This window comes from Psychromonas sp. SR45-3 (genome assembly GCF_014163575.1).
GTDB classification, from domain to species: domain Bacteria; phylum Pseudomonadota; class Gammaproteobacteria; order Enterobacterales; family Psychromonadaceae; genus Psychromonas; species Psychromonas arctica.
The window spans coordinates 1-20098 of the sequence record NZ_JACJDP010000056.1 but is presented as its reverse complement, the minus strand read 5'-3'; the positions used below and the strand labels follow the sequence as shown (position 1 = coordinate 20098).

The following is a 20098-nucleotide window of genomic DNA, read 5'->3' as shown; positions in this document are numbered from 1 at the left end:
CGAGCATTCGTTTTAGAACGCTGTCCACGTACAGGCAAGCTGCGACGATGACGAAGTCCACGGTAACAACCAAGGTCCATTAGACGCTTGATGCTCATAGATACTTCACGACGTAAATCACCTTCTACGGCGAATTTAGCTACTTCTGTACGAAGAGCTTCGATTTGTGTTTCATCCAGATCTTTAAGCTTAGTAGATTCTGCAATGCCTGACTCAGCACAAATAATTTGTGAACGAGTCTTGCCAATGCCGAAAATAGCAGTTAATGCGATAACTGCATGCTTATGATCAGGAACGTTAATGCCAGCGATACGGGCCACTATGCACTCCTTAAAAGTTAACGATTCATTTGCGAAAAGCCCGAAAGGATGCTCTACAAATGATGATTATAAAAAATAAGTTGCTAGTTTATAAAACTAGTCACTTTAAATATCCAAATCTTAATTAGCCTTGGCGTTGTTTATGCTTTGGCTCTACGCAGATAACTCGCACCACACCGTGGCGTTTGATAACTTTGCAGTTACGGCAGATTTTTTTAACGGATGCACGAACTTTCATTGCAACACTCCGGTTGGTAAATATTAGCCTATCGAAGGGGTAACAAGTTAAAATTAAAACTGTCACATCCCAAGGGGTGCCGAATATAGCAAATTTTAAATAATTATTCGAGAAATACTTGACTAAAAGTGAATAAACATTTCAACCCTCTTCAATTTGAAGATAAAGGCTGCTAAAAATGAAGGTACAGAAGCTAAGGGTAAGTTTAAAAGTGCCATTAAAATAGCCTCTGTAAATAATATTGCGACTATATTTTTCGTGCTTACATAATCTTTTTTAAATTGAATATATTATTTAAGTAATATTAAGACAGCATTGCGACAGTGTTATAATATGCAACCCTATCTTTCTTTATCTTTATTTAGCTTGCTTTAATTTAATCGTATTAAGGCTTCATTAGGAGTTGTTGTGGAAGTTACTTTATTGTTGTTGCAACAGCTTAGTGTTTACTTGGTGATCACTTATTTGCTGAGTAAAACCCCGCTTTTTATGCCGATGCTTTTTATCTCTGGGCGTAACTCTCACCGTATCGCGTGTTATTTATTATTCAGTACGTTTTGTATTTTAGGCACTTACTTTAGTTTATCGATTGAAAATGCGTTGGCTAACACGCGTGCGATTGGTGCGGTAATGGGCGGCTTGATGGGCGGCCCTATCGTTGGGCTAGCGGTGGGGTTAACCGGTGGTTTGCATCGTTATTCGATGGGGGGATTTACTGATGTCGCCTGTATGATTTCAACGACCTGTGAAGGGTTGATTGGTGGGTTGTTGCATCTTTATTATTTACGTAAAGGGCGCATAGAGAAAATTTTTAGGCCACTGACTGCGATGGCGATCACTCTATTTGCTGAAATACTGCAGATGTTGATTATTCTTATTGTTGCGGAGCCCTTTGATAAGGCTTGGCTGTTGGTGCAATCGATTGCGTTACCGATGATTATTGCTAACTCGGTGGGTGCCGCTTTGTTCATGAGCATCATCCAAGATAGAAAAGCGATTTTTGAGAAGAACTATAATGCGTTTTCTAATAAGGCGTTACGTATTGCGCAGCTTTCAGTTGGGGTGTTCCGTCATGGTTTTGATGCTAAAAGCTGTCAGAAAATTGCTAATATTATTCACCAAGAGACGGGTGTTGGCGCGGTTTCCATTACTGATAGAGAAAAGATTTTAGCCTTTATTGGTGTAGGGGATGACCATCATTTATGTGGCACGGTGATCTCTTCTGACTATACTTTACAGGCGATTAAAAGTGGCGAAATGACTTATGCCGATGGCTATTCTACGGCGTACCAGTGTTCTATTCATGAGGATTGTAAGTTAGGTTCGGTGTTGGTTATCCCGTTATTAGAAGCTGATGGACGTGTATTGGGTACAGTTAAGTTGTATGAGCCTAAGCAGAAGATGTTTTCGACCTTAAATCGTAGTTTGGGGGAGGGCTTGGCTAAGCTTATCTCTAATCAAATTTTATTAGGGCGATATATTCAGCAAAAGAATTTATTGAATCAATCTGAAATCCGTTTGTTACAAGCACAGGTTAATCCTCACTTTTTGTTTAATACCTTGAATACGATCAGTGCGGTGACAAGAAAAGATCCGCAGAAAGCGCGTGAGTTAATTCAGCATTTATCGCACTTTTTTAGAAGTAATTTAAAGCAAAATATTGACCAAGTGACGGTTAAGGAAGAATTAGAGCATGTGCATGCTTACCTTGAGATTGAGCTTGCGCGTTTTGCTGACCGTTTAAGTGTGCGAGAGAATATTGCCGATGAGTTGTTATCACTTAAGATACCTACTTTTACTTTACAACCGCTGATTGAGAATGCCATTAAACATGGTACGTCGACGTTAATTGGCAAAGGTGAGTTGGATATTAATGGTTACTTGTTGGAAAGAGGTAAGGAAACCTTGGTGGTGTTGGAGGTAATTGATAATGCAGGAAACTACAAAACGCCAGCTAATATGAATAGCAAAGGATTAGGGTTGCAGATTGTTGATAAACGTATCAAAAATGAATACGGTCAGCATTATGGTTTAACGATGACCTGTGAATCGGGTGTATATAGTAAGGCGACTATCCTTATCCCTCTGCAAAAACGAAAGGAAGCATGATGTTAAAAGCAATTATTATTGACGATGAGCTGTATGCCCGTGAAGAGCTTAACGAGTTATTAGTTGAAACGAATCAAGTGCAAGTGATTGAGCAGTGCGGTAATGCCATTGAAGGGTTAAAGGCGATTAATAGCTTGAAGCCTGATGTGGTGTTTTTGGATATACATATGCCACAAGTTAGCGGTTTAGAGTTATTAAGCATGCTTGACCAAGAGACGATGCCGAAGGTGGTGTTTGTGACTGCCTATGATGAGTATGCAGTGAAAGCGTTTGAAGATAACGCCTTTGATTATTTGCTTAAACCGGTCGAGAGTTGCCGTTTATTAAAAACATTAAAGCGGCTCAATGCAGAGAGAGCTGAGCTGCCTAATTATGAGCAGATTACTCATAATAAGCTGGAGTTGATCCCTTGCTCGGGTTTTAATCGTATTTTGTTACTCACGCCCAATGAAATTGAAGTTGCGATGTCTGAGCAAACTGGCGTGCACTTGTTAACTGAAAAAGATAAGTTTACGGCGAGTTTGTCTTTGAAAGTATTAGAAGAAAAAACCGATTTGATACGTTGTCATCGCCAATATTTGATTAATCCGACTTGTATTCGTGAGATTAAATTATTGGATAATGGCTCTGCAGATATTGTGACTAAGTCCGGTCATCATGCACCTGTTAGTCGACGATATCTGAAGGTGATTAAAGACCGTTTTGGCTTGCTGTAAGTCATTAGTCTTTGCTGCTATCCTTTTGAGACTGCGGCAAAGATCACAATTTTGTTATGCTTCCAACCCACGTTATTGCTCGCTTAGTTTGTTCTTCTTTGAATCTAAGTTATCTGCTGAAACCACTTAATTTCGATATTAACCGTTTAAATGTGTATTTGACCACTTAAGTAATCAACTACTGTTATTTAACAGCAGAAGATTATAGTGCCAGCATCAAATTAACTCATTTAAAAGGAATTTAATCATGCTTTGGTTTCTCTTTTGTTTAGCACTGCTCATTGGTGGTTACTTTATTTACGGTAGCTTTGTTGAAAAAGTTTTTGGCGTTAAAAAACAACGTCAGACACCTGCCTATGAAAAACAAGATGGCGTGGATTATGTTGCTATGTCGACACCTAAAGTTTACTTAGTACAACTGCTTAACATTGCCGGTGTTGGCCCAATCTTTGGTCCTATCATGGGGGCGTTATACGGTCCTGCTGCAATGTTGTGGATTGTATTAGGTTGTATCTTTGCTGGTGGCGTGCATGATTATTTTTCGGGTATGTTATCAGTACGTAATGGCGGGGCATCGGTTCCTTCTATCACGGGTAAATACTTAGGTAACAATGCGAAGCACTTTATGAATGTGTTTGCGTTGGTACTTTTATTGTTGGTTGGGGTCGTTTTTGTTTCCGCACCTGCTGGCATGTTAACTAATTTAATTAATGACCAAACGGATATGACGGTATCGTTAATGACGATGGTTGCGATTATCTTTGCTTACTATGTTGTGGCGACGATTGTGCCGGTTGATAAAATCATTGGTCGTTTTTACCCGTTCTTTGGTGCGTTATTAATCTTTATGTCTGTTGGCTTAATTGTTGCCGTGTCTGTCTCTGCCGATCATACTTTATTAGGTGATTATGAGATGAGTCAGATGTTCACGAATATGAACCCAAATGACCTTCCATTATGGCCTGCATTGTTTATCACTATTGCTTGTGGTGCGATTTCTGGTTTCCATGCGACACAATCTCCTTTAATGGCGCGTTGTATTGAAAATGAAGAGAATGGCCGTTTTGTATTTTACGGTGCAATGATTGGTGAAGGCGTGATTGCGCTTATCTGGTGTGCACTTGCTTTATCATTCTTTGGTTCTGTTGAAGCGTTATCTGAAGTGGTTGCAACGGGTGGTCCTGGTGCGGTGGTATACGGCGCATCTTTTGGTTTGTTAGGTGTGTTTGGTGGTATATTAGCTTTCTTAGGTGTGGTTATTTTACCGATTACGTCTGGCGATACTGCTTTCCGTTCAAGTCGTTTAATCTTAGCTGAATACTTTAATATGGAACAAAAAACGATGCGTAATCGTTTATTCATGGCATTACCTTTATTCATATTAGGTGCAATTCTAACGCAAGTAGACTTTGGTATTATCTGGCGCTACTTTGGTTTTGCTAACCAAACAACGGCTGTGATGATGTTATGGACGGCAACGGCTTACTTAGCGCGTCATAACAAGTTCCATTGGATTGCGACAGTACCTGCGATGTTTATGACTGCTGTGGTTATTACCTTTATCTTAAATAATTCAACATTAGGTTTTGGATTGGCGATGCAAACATCAACGGTGATTGGTATTTTATCAACAGTTGTGATTACGGTTTATGTGTTAACGAAAGCGAAACGTGCGTTGTTTGTTAATGCGAAAGGCAAGGCTATTGATGATGATGGCGTGGAAGTTGTAGCACAAAAGAGTTAAATCCCTCTTAACTGATGTGCTAAGCCCTCTTTGATAGAGGGCTTTTTTGTATCTGGTGTTTTATTTTAGGGTAGCTAGATACGTGTAATTTGATCGTCATTTGCTTTGGCTCGTCTGCGCTCGTCGTGGCTGCTTGATCGTTATTTGCTTTGGCTCGTCTGTGCTCGTCGGGGCTGCATGATATTTATTAGCAGTGGTTTCGCCCTGTCGGCGACACGGCTTTCTCTTATCAGAAGAGAAAGGCGGCAAAGAGACTGACACCGGGGCGTTTTCTGCTCCAAGTAATCAATTCCTTTTTTAACGCATCAGCTCATACAGCACATCCATGTGCTGAAAGAGCTTAAGCCAAACGTCCTGTTTGGCTTTGCTAAAAGGAATTGATGACTTGGGAAAACTTTACGGTGGGATTGTTGTAGCCACGTTGATCGATGTAGTTTGTAAGTTGAAATGGATTAACTTGCCGCTACGTTTCTGAAAGACGATATTTGTAAACTTATCATCCCACATCATCTGCGAGGACAAGCAGTTTGGTTTTTTGGTGGTTGTGTTGGGCTCGTCTGTGCTCGACGAGGCTGTTTGATATTTATTAGCAGTGGTTTCGCCCTGTCGGCGACACGTCTTTCTCTTATCAGAAGAGAAAGGCGGCAAAGAGACTGACACCGGGGCGTTTTCTGCTTCAAGTAATCAATTCCTTTTTTAACGCATCAGCTCATACAGCACATCCATGTGCTGAATGAGCTTAAGCCAAACGTCCTGTTTGGCTTTGCTAAAAGGAATAGATGACTTGGAAAACTTTACGGTGGGATTGTTGTAGCCACGGTGTTCAATGTAGTTTGTGCTTGAAATTGATCCTTCAACTGATTGCTCCTACGGACAAAACACTTTGTCTTAAGGTCATTTTGTCATCATGTTAGTTTGGGAAAACTTTACGGTGGGGATGTTCGTCCATTGTGAGAGATGGCTTTATGAGGCTATATTGAACTAAAGGTTGGTGATCCTTTTTGATTTAAAATCAAAGGCTAGCAATAAATGATTCAGTTATAGCTCGTCTTTGCTTTGGCTCGTCTGCGCTCGTCGGGGCAGCTTGATTATTAATAGCAGTGGTTTCGCCCTGTCGGCGACACGTCTTTCTCTTATCAGAAGAGAAAGGCGGCAAAGAGACTGACACCGGGGCGTTTTCTGCTCCAAGTAATCTATTCCTTTTTTAACGCATCAGCTCATACAGCACATCCATGTGCTTAAGCCAAACGTCCTGTTTGGCTTTGCTAAAAGGAATGGATTGCTTGAGAAAACTTTACGGTGGGATTGTTCGTCCATTGTGAGTGATGGCTTTATTGAGGCTATATTGAACTAAAGGTTGCTGATCCTTTTTGATTCAAAATCAAAGGCTAACAATAAATTATTCAGTTATAGCTCGTCTTTGCTTTGGCTCGTCTGCGCTCGCTGTGGCTGTTTGATATTTATTAGCAGTGGTTTCGCCCTGTCGGCGACACGTCTTTCTCTTATCAGAAGAGAAAGGCGGCAAAGAGACTGACACCGGGGCGTTTTCTGAACCAAGCTAAAGCGCCATTTTAAACGCAACATGTCAGGATGGCCGTCCGTGGCCATTCTGACATTATCGCAAACGTCCTGTTTGCGATTGCTAAAATGTCGATTTAGCTTGGGAAAACTTTACGGTGGGGATGTTGCATCCACATTGATCTACTTAGTAGTAACTTGAAATGAGTTAATTAGCTGACCGGCTTCTTCGAGTAAATTGTGGCCACATTGTTCAAGCAGCTAAAACTCTGATTGTCTTCGTTCCAGTTGTTCTCCATGAGAATTCATTGCTTTGATGTGTTTGTGTAAGATTTTGCCTGGTCTACGCACGGCGAGGCTGGTGGTTTTTTTATGAGCTCGTCTGCGCTCGTCGGTGGAGATGTTCGTCCATAGTGGCGATTGCTTTGTTGTTACTGTATTAGGTAACGATTTTTAATTGGCGCTAAGTAAAGATTAATTGCTTATTAATATGAAACACTGAAAATAGCATCATTATCCTTGTTCCACATGATCCCCGTGGGAATGTATCAATTTTGGTTTGAATTTTTTTGAGCATGCTTGAATCCATTTAATTATCTTTAACGGTTATTAAATTTTCACCTTGGATATGGCTGATGGCGAACGATTATAAAATGATTGAATCTCAGATTTTTGTGAATAGGGGAGGGTTATTTTTGATTCTTTCAAAATGTAGTTATTGGGCGGTCGGTTATTACTAAGAATGCTTTGGTTTTTTATTTGAAGTTATAATTCAACTTTTGACTTTGGAGTTCTCTAGAGGGGATTAAATAGTCGATTAATATAGGCCGTCATACACAATGTAGAACGGCCTATTAACATTAAGTTAAATTAATCGTTGTTGCCTGTACCTGTCCATTGAATATTGAATTTTACAGCTTCAGTGTATTCACTTTCATTACCATTTGTATAACCGATAATACTGTAAACGATGCCTTCAGTTAGTTGTTCTTCTATGTCTAGGTCAATATTGGCTGAGCCTTCATCCTCATTGTCATAACAATCAAAATCTGAGTTTACTGTTCCAGTATTGTTTGTAAGTATAAACTCATCAAATGATTGTTGAAGTGAGTTACAAGTTACGATCTCTCCATCAATACCAAAGGTAATATTCGCGTCAAATTGACCGCTATCTTGAGAGTTATTATTCTCAAGTAAGCTAACAGTGATTAAACCTTTCTTCCAAGTTTCAGTTTCATCGCTAGGTAAGTAAACTTCAATATCTCTTTCTGTTGCGCTACCATCAGATTTTAAAGCGATTCTCTTTTCAGCTGCGGCTGCTGTTGAAAAATAAGTATAAAGCTCACCATTTTCATCTGAATTTGTTGGTTTTGTAAGGACTAAAATAGCATTTTCGATATTGTCTCCAGTAACTTGAACAGTATATGTTAAGTTTTCTGTTACTGTTTCACCACCTTCATTAAATGATAATCTAGCATTAAGAGTGTTGAGCTCATCAATAGTGTAGTTTCCTACCTCTGTACTTGTATTTTCAGAACACGTTGTTAGGTTATCTGACGTACGCTCATTTTTATATACTATTCCATCTATGAATTCGAAAGTGTCACACCAGACTTGTTGAGTGGAATTGATATCTGCACCGTGCTCAGTGAAGTACCATTTGTGACCGTCTAATTTATTAGTGGTTTCTGAAGGTGTTGATGATTCAGTGATTGCAGGTAATTTGAAAAGAGTGATAACTTTTGCATTAACACTATCATCAGCATAAACATAGAGATTGTTAACTTGTGCTAGTTGTTTATAACTCGGCGTACCGCTGAAAGTGATAATGCCATTTTTCTCACTGAAAGAAAGGTTGCCATTAGCAAACCCTTCTGCTGAGAAGGTAGTATCGACTAAGTAATTTAATACATCTGATTCTGCATCAGTAAATAGTGCTGAAATATCTAATGTGTAATCGACAGCTTCACCTACGGTTAATTCCCAATTTGATACCTCTGCTTGTAGCTGCTCGGCAATTGCTTGGTTAAGGTTTGGTGCTGTATTTTCTGATTCAACTGTCACAGTAAAGTTAAGTGGATAAGAGCGTGCTTTACCGTCGTGAGCAAACACTTGGTATTCAAATATGCCTGCTATAGTCGGTGTGCCAGAAATAATACCTCTGCTATCAACACTCAAACCGTTTAACTCGTCATTGCCTTTTAAAACTAATTGATAGGTCAGGGTATCTTGATCTGCGTCCAAGAAAAGCCCTGTCACATCGATTTCTGTTAAGGTATCTTTAAACTCTAAAGTTTGCGTTTCAATAATACCTTTTACTTCTGGGCGAGAATTAGATACAACCTCTGCTTCACCATTAGATACACTTACTGATGGGTAAAAGCTAGTTAAGCTTCCTTGTGCTTCAACAACCTTTTGCACCTCAAGGGCTACGGCACTTGCTACTTTTAACTGATTTTCAAAAGACTGACCTGTATGATCAACTAAGCTCTCAGCGATGATATTAAGTGCTTGTGCTTGTTGATCTGTTGTATCGGCCAAGTAATCACCAAAGATAAGATCTATTGAAGCTGTTAAACCAGAATCTTGAATTGATTTAACGACGACTTCTTCTGCATCAGCTTGCGATAGCGTTGGATTAGCCGCTAATTGCTGAATAACCATGTTAGTCATTGGGTTAGCTACGCTTGAACCTGCTGGCGCTGAAAGTTCGAAGTCAGTAGATACAACACCACGAACACTATCAATTGTTTCGCCCGCAATTGCTTTTACAAAAACAGCATGGCCTTGTTGTTCTGCCGTTAATGTAAATTGGCCATTTTCATCACTGTTTTCAGCTAGTTTAGTATCGCCATTATCAAGCGTTAAATTATCATTTGTATCAACCCATAATTCAGCATTTTCTAAATAACCATCGATTGCTGTTAGTTTGGCACTCGCCTCACCTGAAGAACCACCTGAAGAACCACCTGAAGAACCATCTGATGAGCCACCACATGCAGTGAGTGCAAGAGCGATAGAGACTGCGAGGCAAGTTTTTTTATTGATCATTCATAATTCCTTTGAATTTATACTGATGGATAATGATAGGGTGTATATCTAAAGGGGTATATTGATGATGTTTTTTAAATAAAACAAGTTAAATTATGATTTTGTAGGTGATTTTTTGATTTATGACTAGTTTGTGTACTGAATAGAAGTATTTATTTAAGCGCTCGTAACATTTTGATTAAAAAGCGTTCATTAATCGTTTTATTTTTATATAGATATTGTCGCTCTCTATTTTTTTGTATTGGGCATTACGTTTGATACTTTAATTTTTTTTCAATTTTTTAAGTAGATTGTTTAATGAACTGAGTAATTACGACTTATGCTATTTTAAGGTAAACAGGCCTGATACCTTATTGATAAAAGCTTTATAGATAACCATATAAAGTATTTTTACTAATCATCATCATAGAAGGTAATTTAAGTTTTTGAAATATATATTATTTCATTAACCCAATGCAGAGTATATTGCTTTGTGGGTATTTTGTGGTTTGGTATCTATTTTATTTGAACTTGGAGTTTTGGCTTGTCTGAGTTCGACGTGGTGGTTTGATCATTATTTGCTTTGGCTCGTCTGCGCTCGCTGTGGCTGCTTGATATTTATTAGCAGTGGTTTCGCCCTGTCGGCGACACGCCTTTCTCTTATCAGAAGAGAAAGACGGCAAAGAGACTGACACAGGGGGCCGAGTCGTTTTCTGATCCAATCTAAACTGTCATTTTAAACGTAGCTAAAATGTCGATTTAGCTTGGGAAAACTCAACGGTTGGGGGGCGTCTACAATGGGTTATGGTTATGGTTTTGTTGTCGCTCACATATTTTGCGCGAAGGAGTTGCGGGTTTATGTTGGCTTGTTTTTATGCAAACAAAAAGGGCTAACTGGTTTTCGCCTGTTAGCCCTTTAGAAGTGTCAATGCTATTGGATAGCATTGGCTGAAGTCTGTATTATTCTTCGTCGTAATCGTAGTCTAACTCTTCATCATCAGCTTCTAGTGCGCGGGCACGAGCTTCTTCTCTTTTTGCTAAGAATTTTTCGTTTGCTGCTTCTTTAGCGGCTGCAGCTTTTTCTGCTTGTGCGTTACGCTCTGAACGACGCTCTGATTTACGTGCGTTGGCTTGCTTTTGCTTTTCTAAAAAGCCAGCTAACTCAGCCGTTGCCCATTCAATGGCTAAGGCTTCAGTTGCAAAACCATCTTGTTGTTTTGAAACACTGCTTCTACGAGCACTAACACGACGGGTGATTTCTGCACTCCAGGTATTAGCGTCCTGTTTGATTTTGTAATCGAACTTTTTTTGTTGGGTCATGAGCTATTCCTAGTTTAGACTTGTGGTTATTTTAGGCGCGCGATAGTAACACAGATTAGTTACAATCATCACCGCTTATTTGTTGTTAATTTTTGCCCACTCAAATCCATCATTACTTTTTATCACTGATGGCTTTTTCACTTCTTTTGGCACGGGTGATTGTTGCTTTTTATCTTGTGTCGCTAAGATGCTGCGTATTAGCTTAGTGGTTTCAGGGTGTTTACTGCAAAAGGTTTTTAAATATAAAATCTCAACACGGCTTCTCGCCCAAGGTGTTTGACGTAAAAATTTAAGGCAAGATTTTTGAGTCGGGTTATTTAAAAAGCATTTTATCCCTAATTTATCACCCATCTCTTTCCAGGAATGTTTGGTCTGTAAATCAGTGAGTATTTGAGCTAATTTGATGCCGTATAAAGGGTCATTTGTTTGCATGTGTCGTTATCTTATTTATATCGCGTGATTGAGTATGAAGCTTATATCGTGTCAGCTTACAGTAACTTGAAATTAATGTTTACTTAAATGAAAAGATGGCACCACTTTTAATACATTAGTAGCCTTTTTTAGTGCGAATTAGTTCACAATAGGGCAATGAAAACATATGATAGCGCTGAAACTGATAGCAAGAGGTAGTGATGGCTTATATTCCAAGTAATTATAAAAGTTTAGAACACGATTATCGTGATAAAGCATTAAAATTGTTTCCCTGGGTATGTGGGAAGTGTACACGTGAGTTTGTGTATTCAAACCTTAAAGAGTTGACTGTGCACCATATGGACCACGATCACAGTAACAATCCTGCTGATGGCAGTAATTGGGAGCTGTTGTGTATTTACTGTCATGACCATGAACATGATAAATATACTCAGGCAGATTTGTACGGTAGTCATGTGGAAGCGGGCGATGAAAATGTGGCGACTGCAACTTATAATCCATTTGCTGATCTACTCTCCAAAATGAAAAAATAAACGCTCAATTTATTTTAAATCATACAGTAGTTTTTTTTCGACTATTGTATGATTAATTTCACTCTTAAAACGTTGTTTAATCTCTCCTCTATCGACCATATCGATATCTCTTTGTTATTAATCACACAAATTCCTATTTTGTATTTGAAATATTTTGTGTTTTTTTTGAATATTTATTCACTCTGGCCATAAATTTTATAAAATTTGGCTGTTTACTTTTGCTTTTGTAGTGATATTTTGTTTCGCCTAATTAACAATTTGTTTACATAATTTAATGTAAGTCCCTGACACCACTAAATAAAATTAAGGAAAATATATGCAGGAAGTAGTAGATTTTTTAAACGGTATTATATGGAGCCCAGCGCTCATTTATTTATGTTTAGCGGCGGGGTTATTTTACTCAATTCAAACTCGGTTTGTGCAAGTTCGTTTCTTTAAAGAGATGTACACGTTACTGTTATCAGGGAGAACATCTGCAAAGGGGATTTCCTCCTTCCAAGCTTTGTCGGTGTCGCTATCTGGCCGCGTAGGTACTGGTAATATTGCAGGTGTTGCGGCGGCGATTGGTTTCGGTGGACCCGGCGCTGTATTTTGGATGTGGGTAGTTGCTTTCTTAGGCGCTGCAACGGCCTACATAGAATCAACGTTAGCGCAAATCTACAAAGAAGTGGATCAAGGTGAGTATCGTGGTGGTCCAGCTTACTATCTTGAAAAAGTAACTGGTCAGCGTTGGTATGCTGTTATTTTTGCTATTGCTACTATTGCTGCTTGTGGTTTTTTATTACCGGGTATCCAATCTAACAGCATCGGTAATGGTGTCGAAGTTGCATTTGGTACAGGCATGATGATTGAAACTAGTATAGGTGTGTTCAGTGAAGCTAAAATAATGACCGGTATGGGAATTGTTTTGATGCTCGGTTTCATTATTTTTGGTGGTGTTAAACGTATCGCTAACTTTACACAAGTGGTTGTGCCATTTATGGCATTAGCTTATGTATTAGTGGTATTTGTTATTATTGGTTTAAACATCTCTGAATTACCGCATGTCTTTATGATGATTGTTGGTGATGCATTCAGCCCAATGGCAGGTATTGGTGCTGCTATTGGTTGGGGTGTTAAACGTGGTGTTTATTCTAACGAAGCGGGCCAAGGTACTGGCCCACATGCAGCTGCAGCGGCTGAAGTTGAGCACCCAGCACAGCAAGGTTTAGTACAAGCTTTTTCTGTATACATTGATACATTGTTAGTTTGTTCTGCGACTGCATTTGTTATTTTAATTACGGGCGCTTATAACGTACATGGTATTGGCGATACATTCTTAATACAAAATGTTGCAACTGAAATAGCCGCTAATGGTCCTGGATTTACACAATTGGCCGTTGAGCGTGTTTTACCGGGTATTGGTAAACCGTTTATTGCCTTTGCCTTGTTCTTTTTCTCTTTCACTACGATTTTGGCGTACTATTATATTGCTGAAACAAATGTGGCTTACCTTCGTCGTACATTGAAATTACCTGATTTTACTTTCCTATTAAAAGTGGCGCTAATTTCTGCTACTTTTTACGGTACGGTAAAAACGGCTAATCTCGCTTGGGGCTTAGGTGATGTAGGTGTTGGTCTAATGGCATGGTTGAATATTTCTGGTCTGTTAATTATCTTCTTCATGGGAAGGCCTGCTATTAAAGCGTTAAAAGATTATGAAGAGCAACATAAGCTACAACCTGAATCGTACACATTTAATCCGCTTAAATTAGGTATTAAAGATGCTACTTTTTGGGAAAACAGATTCGTAAAGAATCAAAATAAGTAATCTTGATAGGCTAACCTAACGGGTATAGTTAACTTAGGTTCAAACAATTAAACCGCCATTTTTAATAAATAAAATGGCGGTTTTTTATTTTTGGGATTGCGTTGATCTCTGAACCTAAGTCAGTATATTAAGCGCTAACTTTTTATTAAATAAGATGACAATAGGATAACCATCATATGACCACTAAAGCACAGCAAGTTGAGTTAGAAGCAGCAGCATTTCGTCGTTTATTAGCACATTTAGATAGCCGTAAAGATGTACAAAACATTGAGTTAATGAATACGTCAGGATTCTGCCGTAACTGTTTGTCTAAATGGATGTTAGCAGAAGCGAAAGAGCGTGATATTGAGATGACGGACGATCAAGCGCGTGAGCATATCTACGGTATGCCATACAGTGAATGGAAAGCTAATCATCAATTACCTGCGACACCTGAGCAAATGGCTAAATTTGAAGCTTTAAATGCTAAAAAGTAGTTTTTTAAGATTCAAAGTTAATAGCGTATAACCTCGAAGGGTTGAAAAAGTAAGGTCAAAAGCAGTTTTTTTAAGCTTAAAATCAAAAGCCAAAAGTTAAAAGCTGTTAACCACGAAGGGTGGGGAAGGTAAGGTCAAAACCTTAATAGTTTATGATAGGGTTTTTAAAGTAAATGCTGTTGTCTAACTTTCGTCTTTGCTCATTGGGGCTTTTTGATGTTTATTTGCAGCGTATTTCGCCCTGTCGGCGATCTGCTTTCTCTTATCAGAAGAGAAAGAAGCAAAGAGACTGACACCGAGCATTTTCTTATCTAATCCAACACTTTATTTTAACCGTACCAGCTCTTACGCTACGTCCCTGTACCGAACGAGCTTAAGACAAACGTCCTGTTTGTCTTTACTAAAATAAGCTGTTGGCTTAGGGAAATTTAACGGTGGGATTTTGTTATCGTATTTGGGCTAGGAGGGCTTTGTAGATAATGGATTTTTCTTTAAAATCAAAAATCAAAAGCATAAAGCAATTAACCACGAAGGCACGAAGGGTGATGAAGGTAAGGTCAAAACCTTTATTAGTAATCAACAAACTCAATCTTTATACATTTATTGTTTAGGTTTTCTTCGTGCTCTCTGTGCAGCGGCTTCGTGGTTGCTTGTGTTTTAAGGTAAAAATTAAGAGCAATTAACCACGAAGGCACGAAGGGTGGAGAAGGTAAGGTCAAAACCTTAATAGTTTATGATAGGGTTTTTAAAGTAAATGCTGTTGTCTAACTTTCGTCTTTGCTCATTGGGGCTTTTTGATGTTTATTTGCAGCGTATTTCGCCCTGACGGCGATCTGCTTTCTCTTATCAGAAGAGAAAGAAGCAAAGAGACTGACACCGAGCATTTTCTTATCTAAACCAACAGCTTATTTTAAACGTACCAGCTCTTACGGTACGTCCCTGTACCGAACGAGCTTAAGACAAACGTCCTGTTTGTCTTTACTAAAATAAACTGTTGTTTTAGGAAAATTTAACGGTGGGATTTTGTTATCGTATTTGGGCTAGGGGGGCTTTGTAGATAATGGATTTTTCTTTAAAATCAAAAATCAAAAGCATAAAGCAATTAACCTCGAAGGCACGAAGGCACGAAGGCACGAAGGGTGAAGAAGGTAAGATCAAAACCCTTGTAAGTAATAAATTTGATGTTTGTGTTCTTTCGGTTTTCTTCGTGTTCTCTTTGAAGCGCTGCGGCTTCGTGGTTGCTTTTGTTTTTGTGGTTACATTTATGTTGCTTCGTTTTCTCGGTCTAACAGTAATTGCCACAAGTCTTCGTAATTGAGCATGTTGAGATGTTTCCTGGTCTGGTTATGGCGCAGTTTATCTTCCGTATTGTTATAAGGTCCTGTTGCACACAATTCACAATAGGCTTCACCTTGATATATCGCGGCGCTCAGCTCTTGTTTTAAGGGGTGTTGCTTATTATCACTCCAGACATAAGTAATGCCTTTAGTATCTTTCACATGTTTATCTCGGTCCACATTACGCACTTTATAACCTGGGAAAGCATCAATATCGAAGTGATGCCAGCCTAAGTATTTAATATCAGTATTTCTATGTAATGCGTTCTCAATGTTCCACTCTTTATAGGGTTTCACATCTTTAGAGGTGATGTAGCATAAACGTGCGCCGATAGGGTCTAAAAAATGTTTAAAAGAATGGATTAAAAACGTCCGCAATAATTGACGATTTAAAGTATTGATATGCACATCTTTACACTTTTCTTGGAATTCTTGATGTGATTTAAAAGCTGGGATAAGTGGAAATTGAAAAATAACCACATCAAAATGTTGCTTTTTGAGTGCGCCCCATGAGCTTGGATCCATGACATCGAAATCACATAAAACAGGGCATTTTTGTTGTAACAGGGTGTCATAATCATTGACCGCATACTTTGCTAATAAAGTATCGCTAGCATCAAAGACAGTGGCCGTTAAATTTGATGGTTGGTGGTGTGTTAATAATGAGGCTGAAAATGATAGATCACCGTCACCCACTGTTAATACGCGCCATTCTTTATTAATGATCATGTTTTATTCCTATCTTAAAAATCGCGCGCAGTATAACAAATAGGGTGTTGAATGTTTCCTTTAATTTTTTTACAGTAATGTACTGGCGATTGTTGTGGTCATAGGCATGGTCAAGGTTATGGCTAGGCGCATTATTAACGGTTCACAAGGCTCAACATTGTAGCTGAAACTCACTATTCTCATTCATTATTACACTTCACTATCTCCATTCAACTCAGGCTGTTTAATTTATCAAATTCGAGTTAACTTCATTCACAAACCAGTATTTAAATAAGGTGACACTATGAAACTAATGAATAGTAAGATCGTGATGATCATTATTATCGCTATTGCTTTTTTGAGCATCATCTTACTAGTTATGTCCAGCTTGAAATTCGATTATAAAGTTGCCTTTAAAATCGACAATAATCATCAATCGGAACAACAATATGAGCAGCAAGATGAACAACAAGCAATAGGCGTAATGGTTCAACATTTACAGATTGCGATTAACTCCCCGACAGATAAAAACGCGTTACACACTATCACTAAATTTGCTGACGACAGCCGCTATTATCTAATGATAAGGGGCTGGTTGGTACAAAAGTTAAGTGGTGTTGAAAGCAGATTAAATGCACAAAAATCACCTAATAAACGTGCCGATTTAATCGCTGAGGTTGAGGCTTTAAAACAAGCGATTCGTGCCATCGATTTAGAGTAGCGGGGGCTTGTTTCGTTAATTGAATGCTGGCATTAGAGTCGTTGTGTTTATGCGGAGTGCTGATAATAAAGAGCTTATAATAAAGTGTTTTGTTCAACAGAGTCATCGCAGTTAGGTAAGTTATTTATTTGAGCGCTTGCGGTTAGATTAGGTAAGTTGTTTACATAGAGCCGATGCGTTTGCTCTAAGTCAGTAGAGCTTATTATCATCGACGTAAAGGAAAAGCCTAAATTATTTTAGGCTCTATTTTATGGTTGAATCTTTAAATACTAGCTATCAGTCGACGTTAATAAAGCATCAAAACTATCGTTGCCACGTAAATTTTCAAAGTCATCTTCTTCTGCAGCTAACTCTCTCAAGGCTGAACGCCCCTCTATGGCTTTCTCTAAATCACTGATTGCTTGATCTTCGACTCCTAAGCAAGCATAAGCACAGGCGCGCTGGTAAAAGGCATCCTGATTTTTATCATCCATATCTAACACTCGGTTACAAATACTTAATGCCCAGTGGAATTCTTTCATTTCCATTGCGGCATCCGCTTTAGAAGTCAGCGCTTCTAAATCACCGGGTCTGATTTTCAAAATAGCATCATAAGCTGACATTTTCTGTTCAGGCGTTTGGCTTTTTTGAGCACGTAACCAAAGGTTATGGATCTCATTGATTTTTTCAATTTCTATATGGTTATCAGCAATACGTAATGTTTTTCTACGTAAATCTTTTTCCAACCGTTGAAACTTTTCTTCATAAGATTCAGCAATCATTTTAATTTGTGTATTTGCTTTCTTAGTGGTGTTAACGCGGATTTCATGTAATGACTTCCAGCCAAATAAAGCGACTAATGACGCAACACCTGCAATGATATAGAAGAAAAAGTTAACGGTTTGTTCTGCATAACTTAGAGATTTATCGGCAACACTTAACTCTCTATCTGTAATTTCAATAGTAAGGCGGCGCTCTAAATCTTGTAGATCATGTCGAGTGGCTTTTAGTTCGTCAAGAATATAGCGTTCAACCAAGGCTTTTTCGGAAAAGCTAGGCGTTGCGATGTTATTGGTTTTTGATGCGACGGCAGCCAATGATTGTTCTTGTGTTTCAGTCGCAGAGTCTTCATCCGTAGATTTAACGTCTGCCCAGCTGGCAATGGAAATGATGCTGCAGAATGACAGTAACAGTGCTTTTCTTGACATGACTTCTAATTCCTTTGGATCTCTTTAAGTAATCTGAAAGTATGACCTATGTCTATATTTTTACAATAGCCAAAGGTAACATTTATCTTGAATTTACGATTAATTACGGGTTGAATAGCTAACCCATTCCTATTGTGAGAATCAACAATGCAAGAGCCTGAAAATAATCAACAAAAGTGGTTATCTGGTTTTATGAAAGAAACCTTTAAAGAGCAAAAAAGAACTCGTCGCTGGGGGATATTTTTTAAACTGTTAACTTTTACCTATTTATTCGTGGCACTGTTTTTATTTATGAACACGGGAGTGTTAGATAAAGATCAGAAAAATCAACAACCTCATACTGCTATGGTGGTGGTAAATGGTGTGATTGCAGCTGATAAAGAAGCTAACGCTAATAATATTGTGAGTGCTTTAAGAGCGGCTTTTAAAAATGAACAATCAAAAGCGGTGATGTTGGTTATTAATAGTCCCGGCGGTAGCCCTGTGCAATCCGGTTATGTAAACGATGAAATTAAACGGTTACGTGGCATTTATCCTAATAAAAAACTATACGCTGTTATCGCTGAGTTAGGAGCGTCGGGTGGATATTATATGGCCGTAGCAGCGGATCAAATCTATGCGGACAAATCCAGTTTAGTGGGGTCGATTGGTGTTACTGCATCGAGCTTTGGTTTTGTTGATTTGATGGAGAAAGTGGGCGTTGAACGCCGTCATTATACTTCTGGTGAACATAAAGCATTTTTAGACCCTTTTTCGCCCGCTAAAGTGGAAGAAGCTGAGTTCTGGCAAGGGGTGTTAGATAGTACGCATCAACAGTTTATTAAGGTGGTAGAGGAAGGGCGTGGCGACCGTTTAGTTAAGGATAATAAAGATCTTTATTCTGGTTTGATTTGGAATGGTGAGCAAGCGTTAGCGTTAGGTTTAATTGATGGTTTAGGTAGCCCTGGTTACGTTGCAAGGGAGGTGATTAAAGCGGAAGAGATTGTTGATTATTCGTTTAAAGAATCAAAATTAGAAAGCTTTACTAAAAGCCTCGGTTTATCGATCGGTGAAGGGGTAGGGGAGTTGCTTAGTACTTCAAGTGGTTCGCTAACGTTAAGGTAAAACGGTTTTTGAACACAAAGCAAAAGAGAAAAGCATTTAACCACGAAGGCACGAAGGGTGAAGAAGGTTAGGTCAAAACCTATGTAAGTAATAAACATTATTGTTTTTAGCTTTCGTCTTTGCTCATTGATGCATTTTGGTGTTTATTTACAGCGTATTTCGCCCTGACGGCGATCTTCTTTCTCTTATCAGAAGAGAAAGAAGCAAAGAGACTGACACCGAGCATTTTCTTCTCTAAACCAGCAGTTTATTTTAACCGTACCAACTCTTACGGTACGTCCCTGTACCGAACGAGCTTAAGACAAACGTCCTGTTTGTCTTTACTAAAATAAGCTGTTGTCTTAGGAAAATTTAACGGTGGGATTTTGTTGTTGTGTTTGGGCTAGGGCGTTTTGTAGATAATGGCTTCTTCTTTAAAATAAAAAGTCAAAAGCATAAAGCAATTAACCACGAAGACACGAAGGGTGAAGAAGGTTAGGTCAAAATCTATGTAAGTAATAAATATTATTGTTTTTAGCTTTCGTCTTTGCTCATTGATGCATCTTGGTGTTTATTTGCAGCGTATTTCGCCCTGACGGCGATCTTCTTTCTCTTATCAGAAGAGAAAGAAGCAAAGAGACTGACACCGAGCATTTTCTTCTCTAAACCAGTAGTTTATTTTAACCGTACGAGCTCTTACGGTACGTCCCTGTACCGAACGAGCTTAAGACAAACGTCCTGTTTGTCTTTACTAAAATAAGCTGTTGGCTTAGGAAAATTTAACGGTGGGATTTTGTTGTTGTGTTTGGGCTAGGG

At 38.7% G+C, this 20098-nt stretch carries 15 protein-coding genes; 8 read left to right on the top strand and 7 right to left on the bottom strand.

All coding sequences use genetic code 11. The annotated features are described in order from the left end of the window. Positions 1-320 (bottom strand): 30S ribosomal protein S13 (rpsM, locus tag H5084_RS18270; RefSeq protein WP_182690123.1); only part of this gene is annotated, 320 nt, incomplete at its 3' end. Positions 321-444: 124 nt separating this feature from the next. Beyond that, positions 445-558 (bottom strand): 50S ribosomal protein L36, encoded by a 114-nt coding sequence (gene rpmJ, locus H5084_RS18265; RefSeq protein WP_011770886.1) that lies wholly within the window; start codon positions 556-558, stop codon positions 445-447. 408 nt (positions 559-966) lie between these two features. On the opposite strand from rpmJ, the gene H5084_RS18260 reads away from it, so the two are divergent. The 3 genes from H5084_RS18260 (at position 967) to H5084_RS18250 (ending at position 5127) form a co-directional block, all read left to right on the top strand. Then, a complete protein-coding gene (locus H5084_RS18260) occupies positions 967-2667 on the top strand; it encodes a sensor histidine kinase (protein ID WP_310735772.1) in 1701 nt (566 codons plus the stop codon). Continuing rightward, complete coding sequence (gene btsR / locus H5084_RS18255) at positions 2667-3383, top strand: two-component system response regulator BtsR (RefSeq protein WP_182692090.1); 717 nt, start codon at positions 2667-2669, stop codon at positions 3381-3383. The genes H5084_RS18260 and btsR overlap by 1 nt, the downstream gene beginning before the upstream one ends. A 247-nt stretch (positions 3384-3630) precedes the next feature. Continuing rightward, positions 3631-5127: a carbon starvation protein A gene (locus H5084_RS18250; protein WP_182692089.1), complete on the top strand. Its 1497-nt coding sequence runs from the start codon at positions 3631-3633 to the stop codon at positions 5125-5127. 2388 nt (positions 5128-7515) lie between these two features. Here the strand turns inward: H5084_RS18250 and H5084_RS18245 are convergent. The 3 genes from H5084_RS18245 to H5084_RS18235 form a co-directional block, all read right to left on the bottom strand. Beyond that, positions 7516-9696 (bottom strand): putative Ig domain-containing protein, encoded by a 2181-nt coding sequence (locus H5084_RS18245; protein WP_182692088.1) that lies wholly within the window; start codon positions 9694-9696, stop codon positions 7516-7518. 939 nt (positions 9697-10635) lie between these two features. Further along, positions 10636-10995 (bottom strand): DUF3622 domain-containing protein, encoded by a 360-nt coding sequence (locus H5084_RS18240; RefSeq protein ID WP_028869292.1) that lies wholly within the window; start codon positions 10993-10995, stop codon positions 10636-10638. Between the two features lie 75 nt (positions 10996-11070). After that, on the bottom strand, positions 11071-11427 hold the full coding sequence (locus H5084_RS18235) for a VF530 family protein (RefSeq protein ID WP_182692087.1): 357 nt from the start codon (positions 11425-11427) through the stop codon (positions 11071-11073). 200 nt (positions 11428-11627) lie between these two features. On the opposite strand from H5084_RS18235, the gene H5084_RS18230 reads away from it, so the two are divergent. From H5084_RS18230 to H5084_RS18220, 3 genes are all read left to right on the top strand, one after another. After that, positions 11628-11960 (top strand): YajD family HNH nuclease, encoded by a 333-nt coding sequence (locus H5084_RS18230; protein WP_028869293.1) that lies wholly within the window; start codon positions 11628-11630, stop codon positions 11958-11960. 316 nt (positions 11961-12276) lie between these two features. After that, positions 12277-13770, top strand: a complete 1494-nt coding sequence (locus H5084_RS18225) for a sodium:alanine symporter family protein (RefSeq protein ID WP_182692086.1) — start codon at positions 12277-12279, stop codon at positions 13768-13770. 176 nt (positions 13771-13946) lie between these two features. Next, a complete protein-coding gene (locus H5084_RS18220) occupies positions 13947-14246 on the top strand; it encodes a DUF1244 domain-containing protein (RefSeq protein ID WP_166370420.1) in 300 nt (99 codons plus the stop codon). Between the two features lie 1262 nt (positions 14247-15508). Here H5084_RS18220 and H5084_RS18215 read toward each other — a convergent pair. Then, a complete protein-coding gene (locus tag H5084_RS18215; protein WP_182692085.1) occupies positions 15509-16312 on the bottom strand; it encodes a class I SAM-dependent methyltransferase in 804 nt (267 codons plus the stop codon). Positions 16313-16595: 283 nt separating this feature from the next. Between H5084_RS18215 and H5084_RS18210 the strand changes: the two genes are divergently transcribed. Continuing rightward, complete coding sequence (locus H5084_RS18210) at positions 16596-17012, top strand: hypothetical protein (RefSeq protein ID WP_182692084.1); 417 nt, start codon at positions 16596-16598, stop codon at positions 17010-17012. 269 nt (positions 17013-17281) lie between these two features. Here the strand turns inward: H5084_RS18210 and H5084_RS18205 are convergent, their stop codons facing one another. Further along, positions 17282-18199 (bottom strand): tetratricopeptide repeat protein, encoded by a 918-nt coding sequence (locus H5084_RS18205; protein WP_182692083.1) that lies wholly within the window; start codon positions 18197-18199, stop codon positions 17282-17284. 147 nt (positions 18200-18346) lie between these two features. On the opposite strand from H5084_RS18205, the gene H5084_RS18200 reads away from it, so the two are divergent. Beyond that, on the top strand, positions 18347-19303 hold the full coding sequence (locus tag H5084_RS18200; protein WP_182692082.1) for a S49 family peptidase: 957 nt from the start codon (positions 18347-18349) through the stop codon (positions 19301-19303). Positions 19304-20098: the final 795 nt, after the last annotated feature.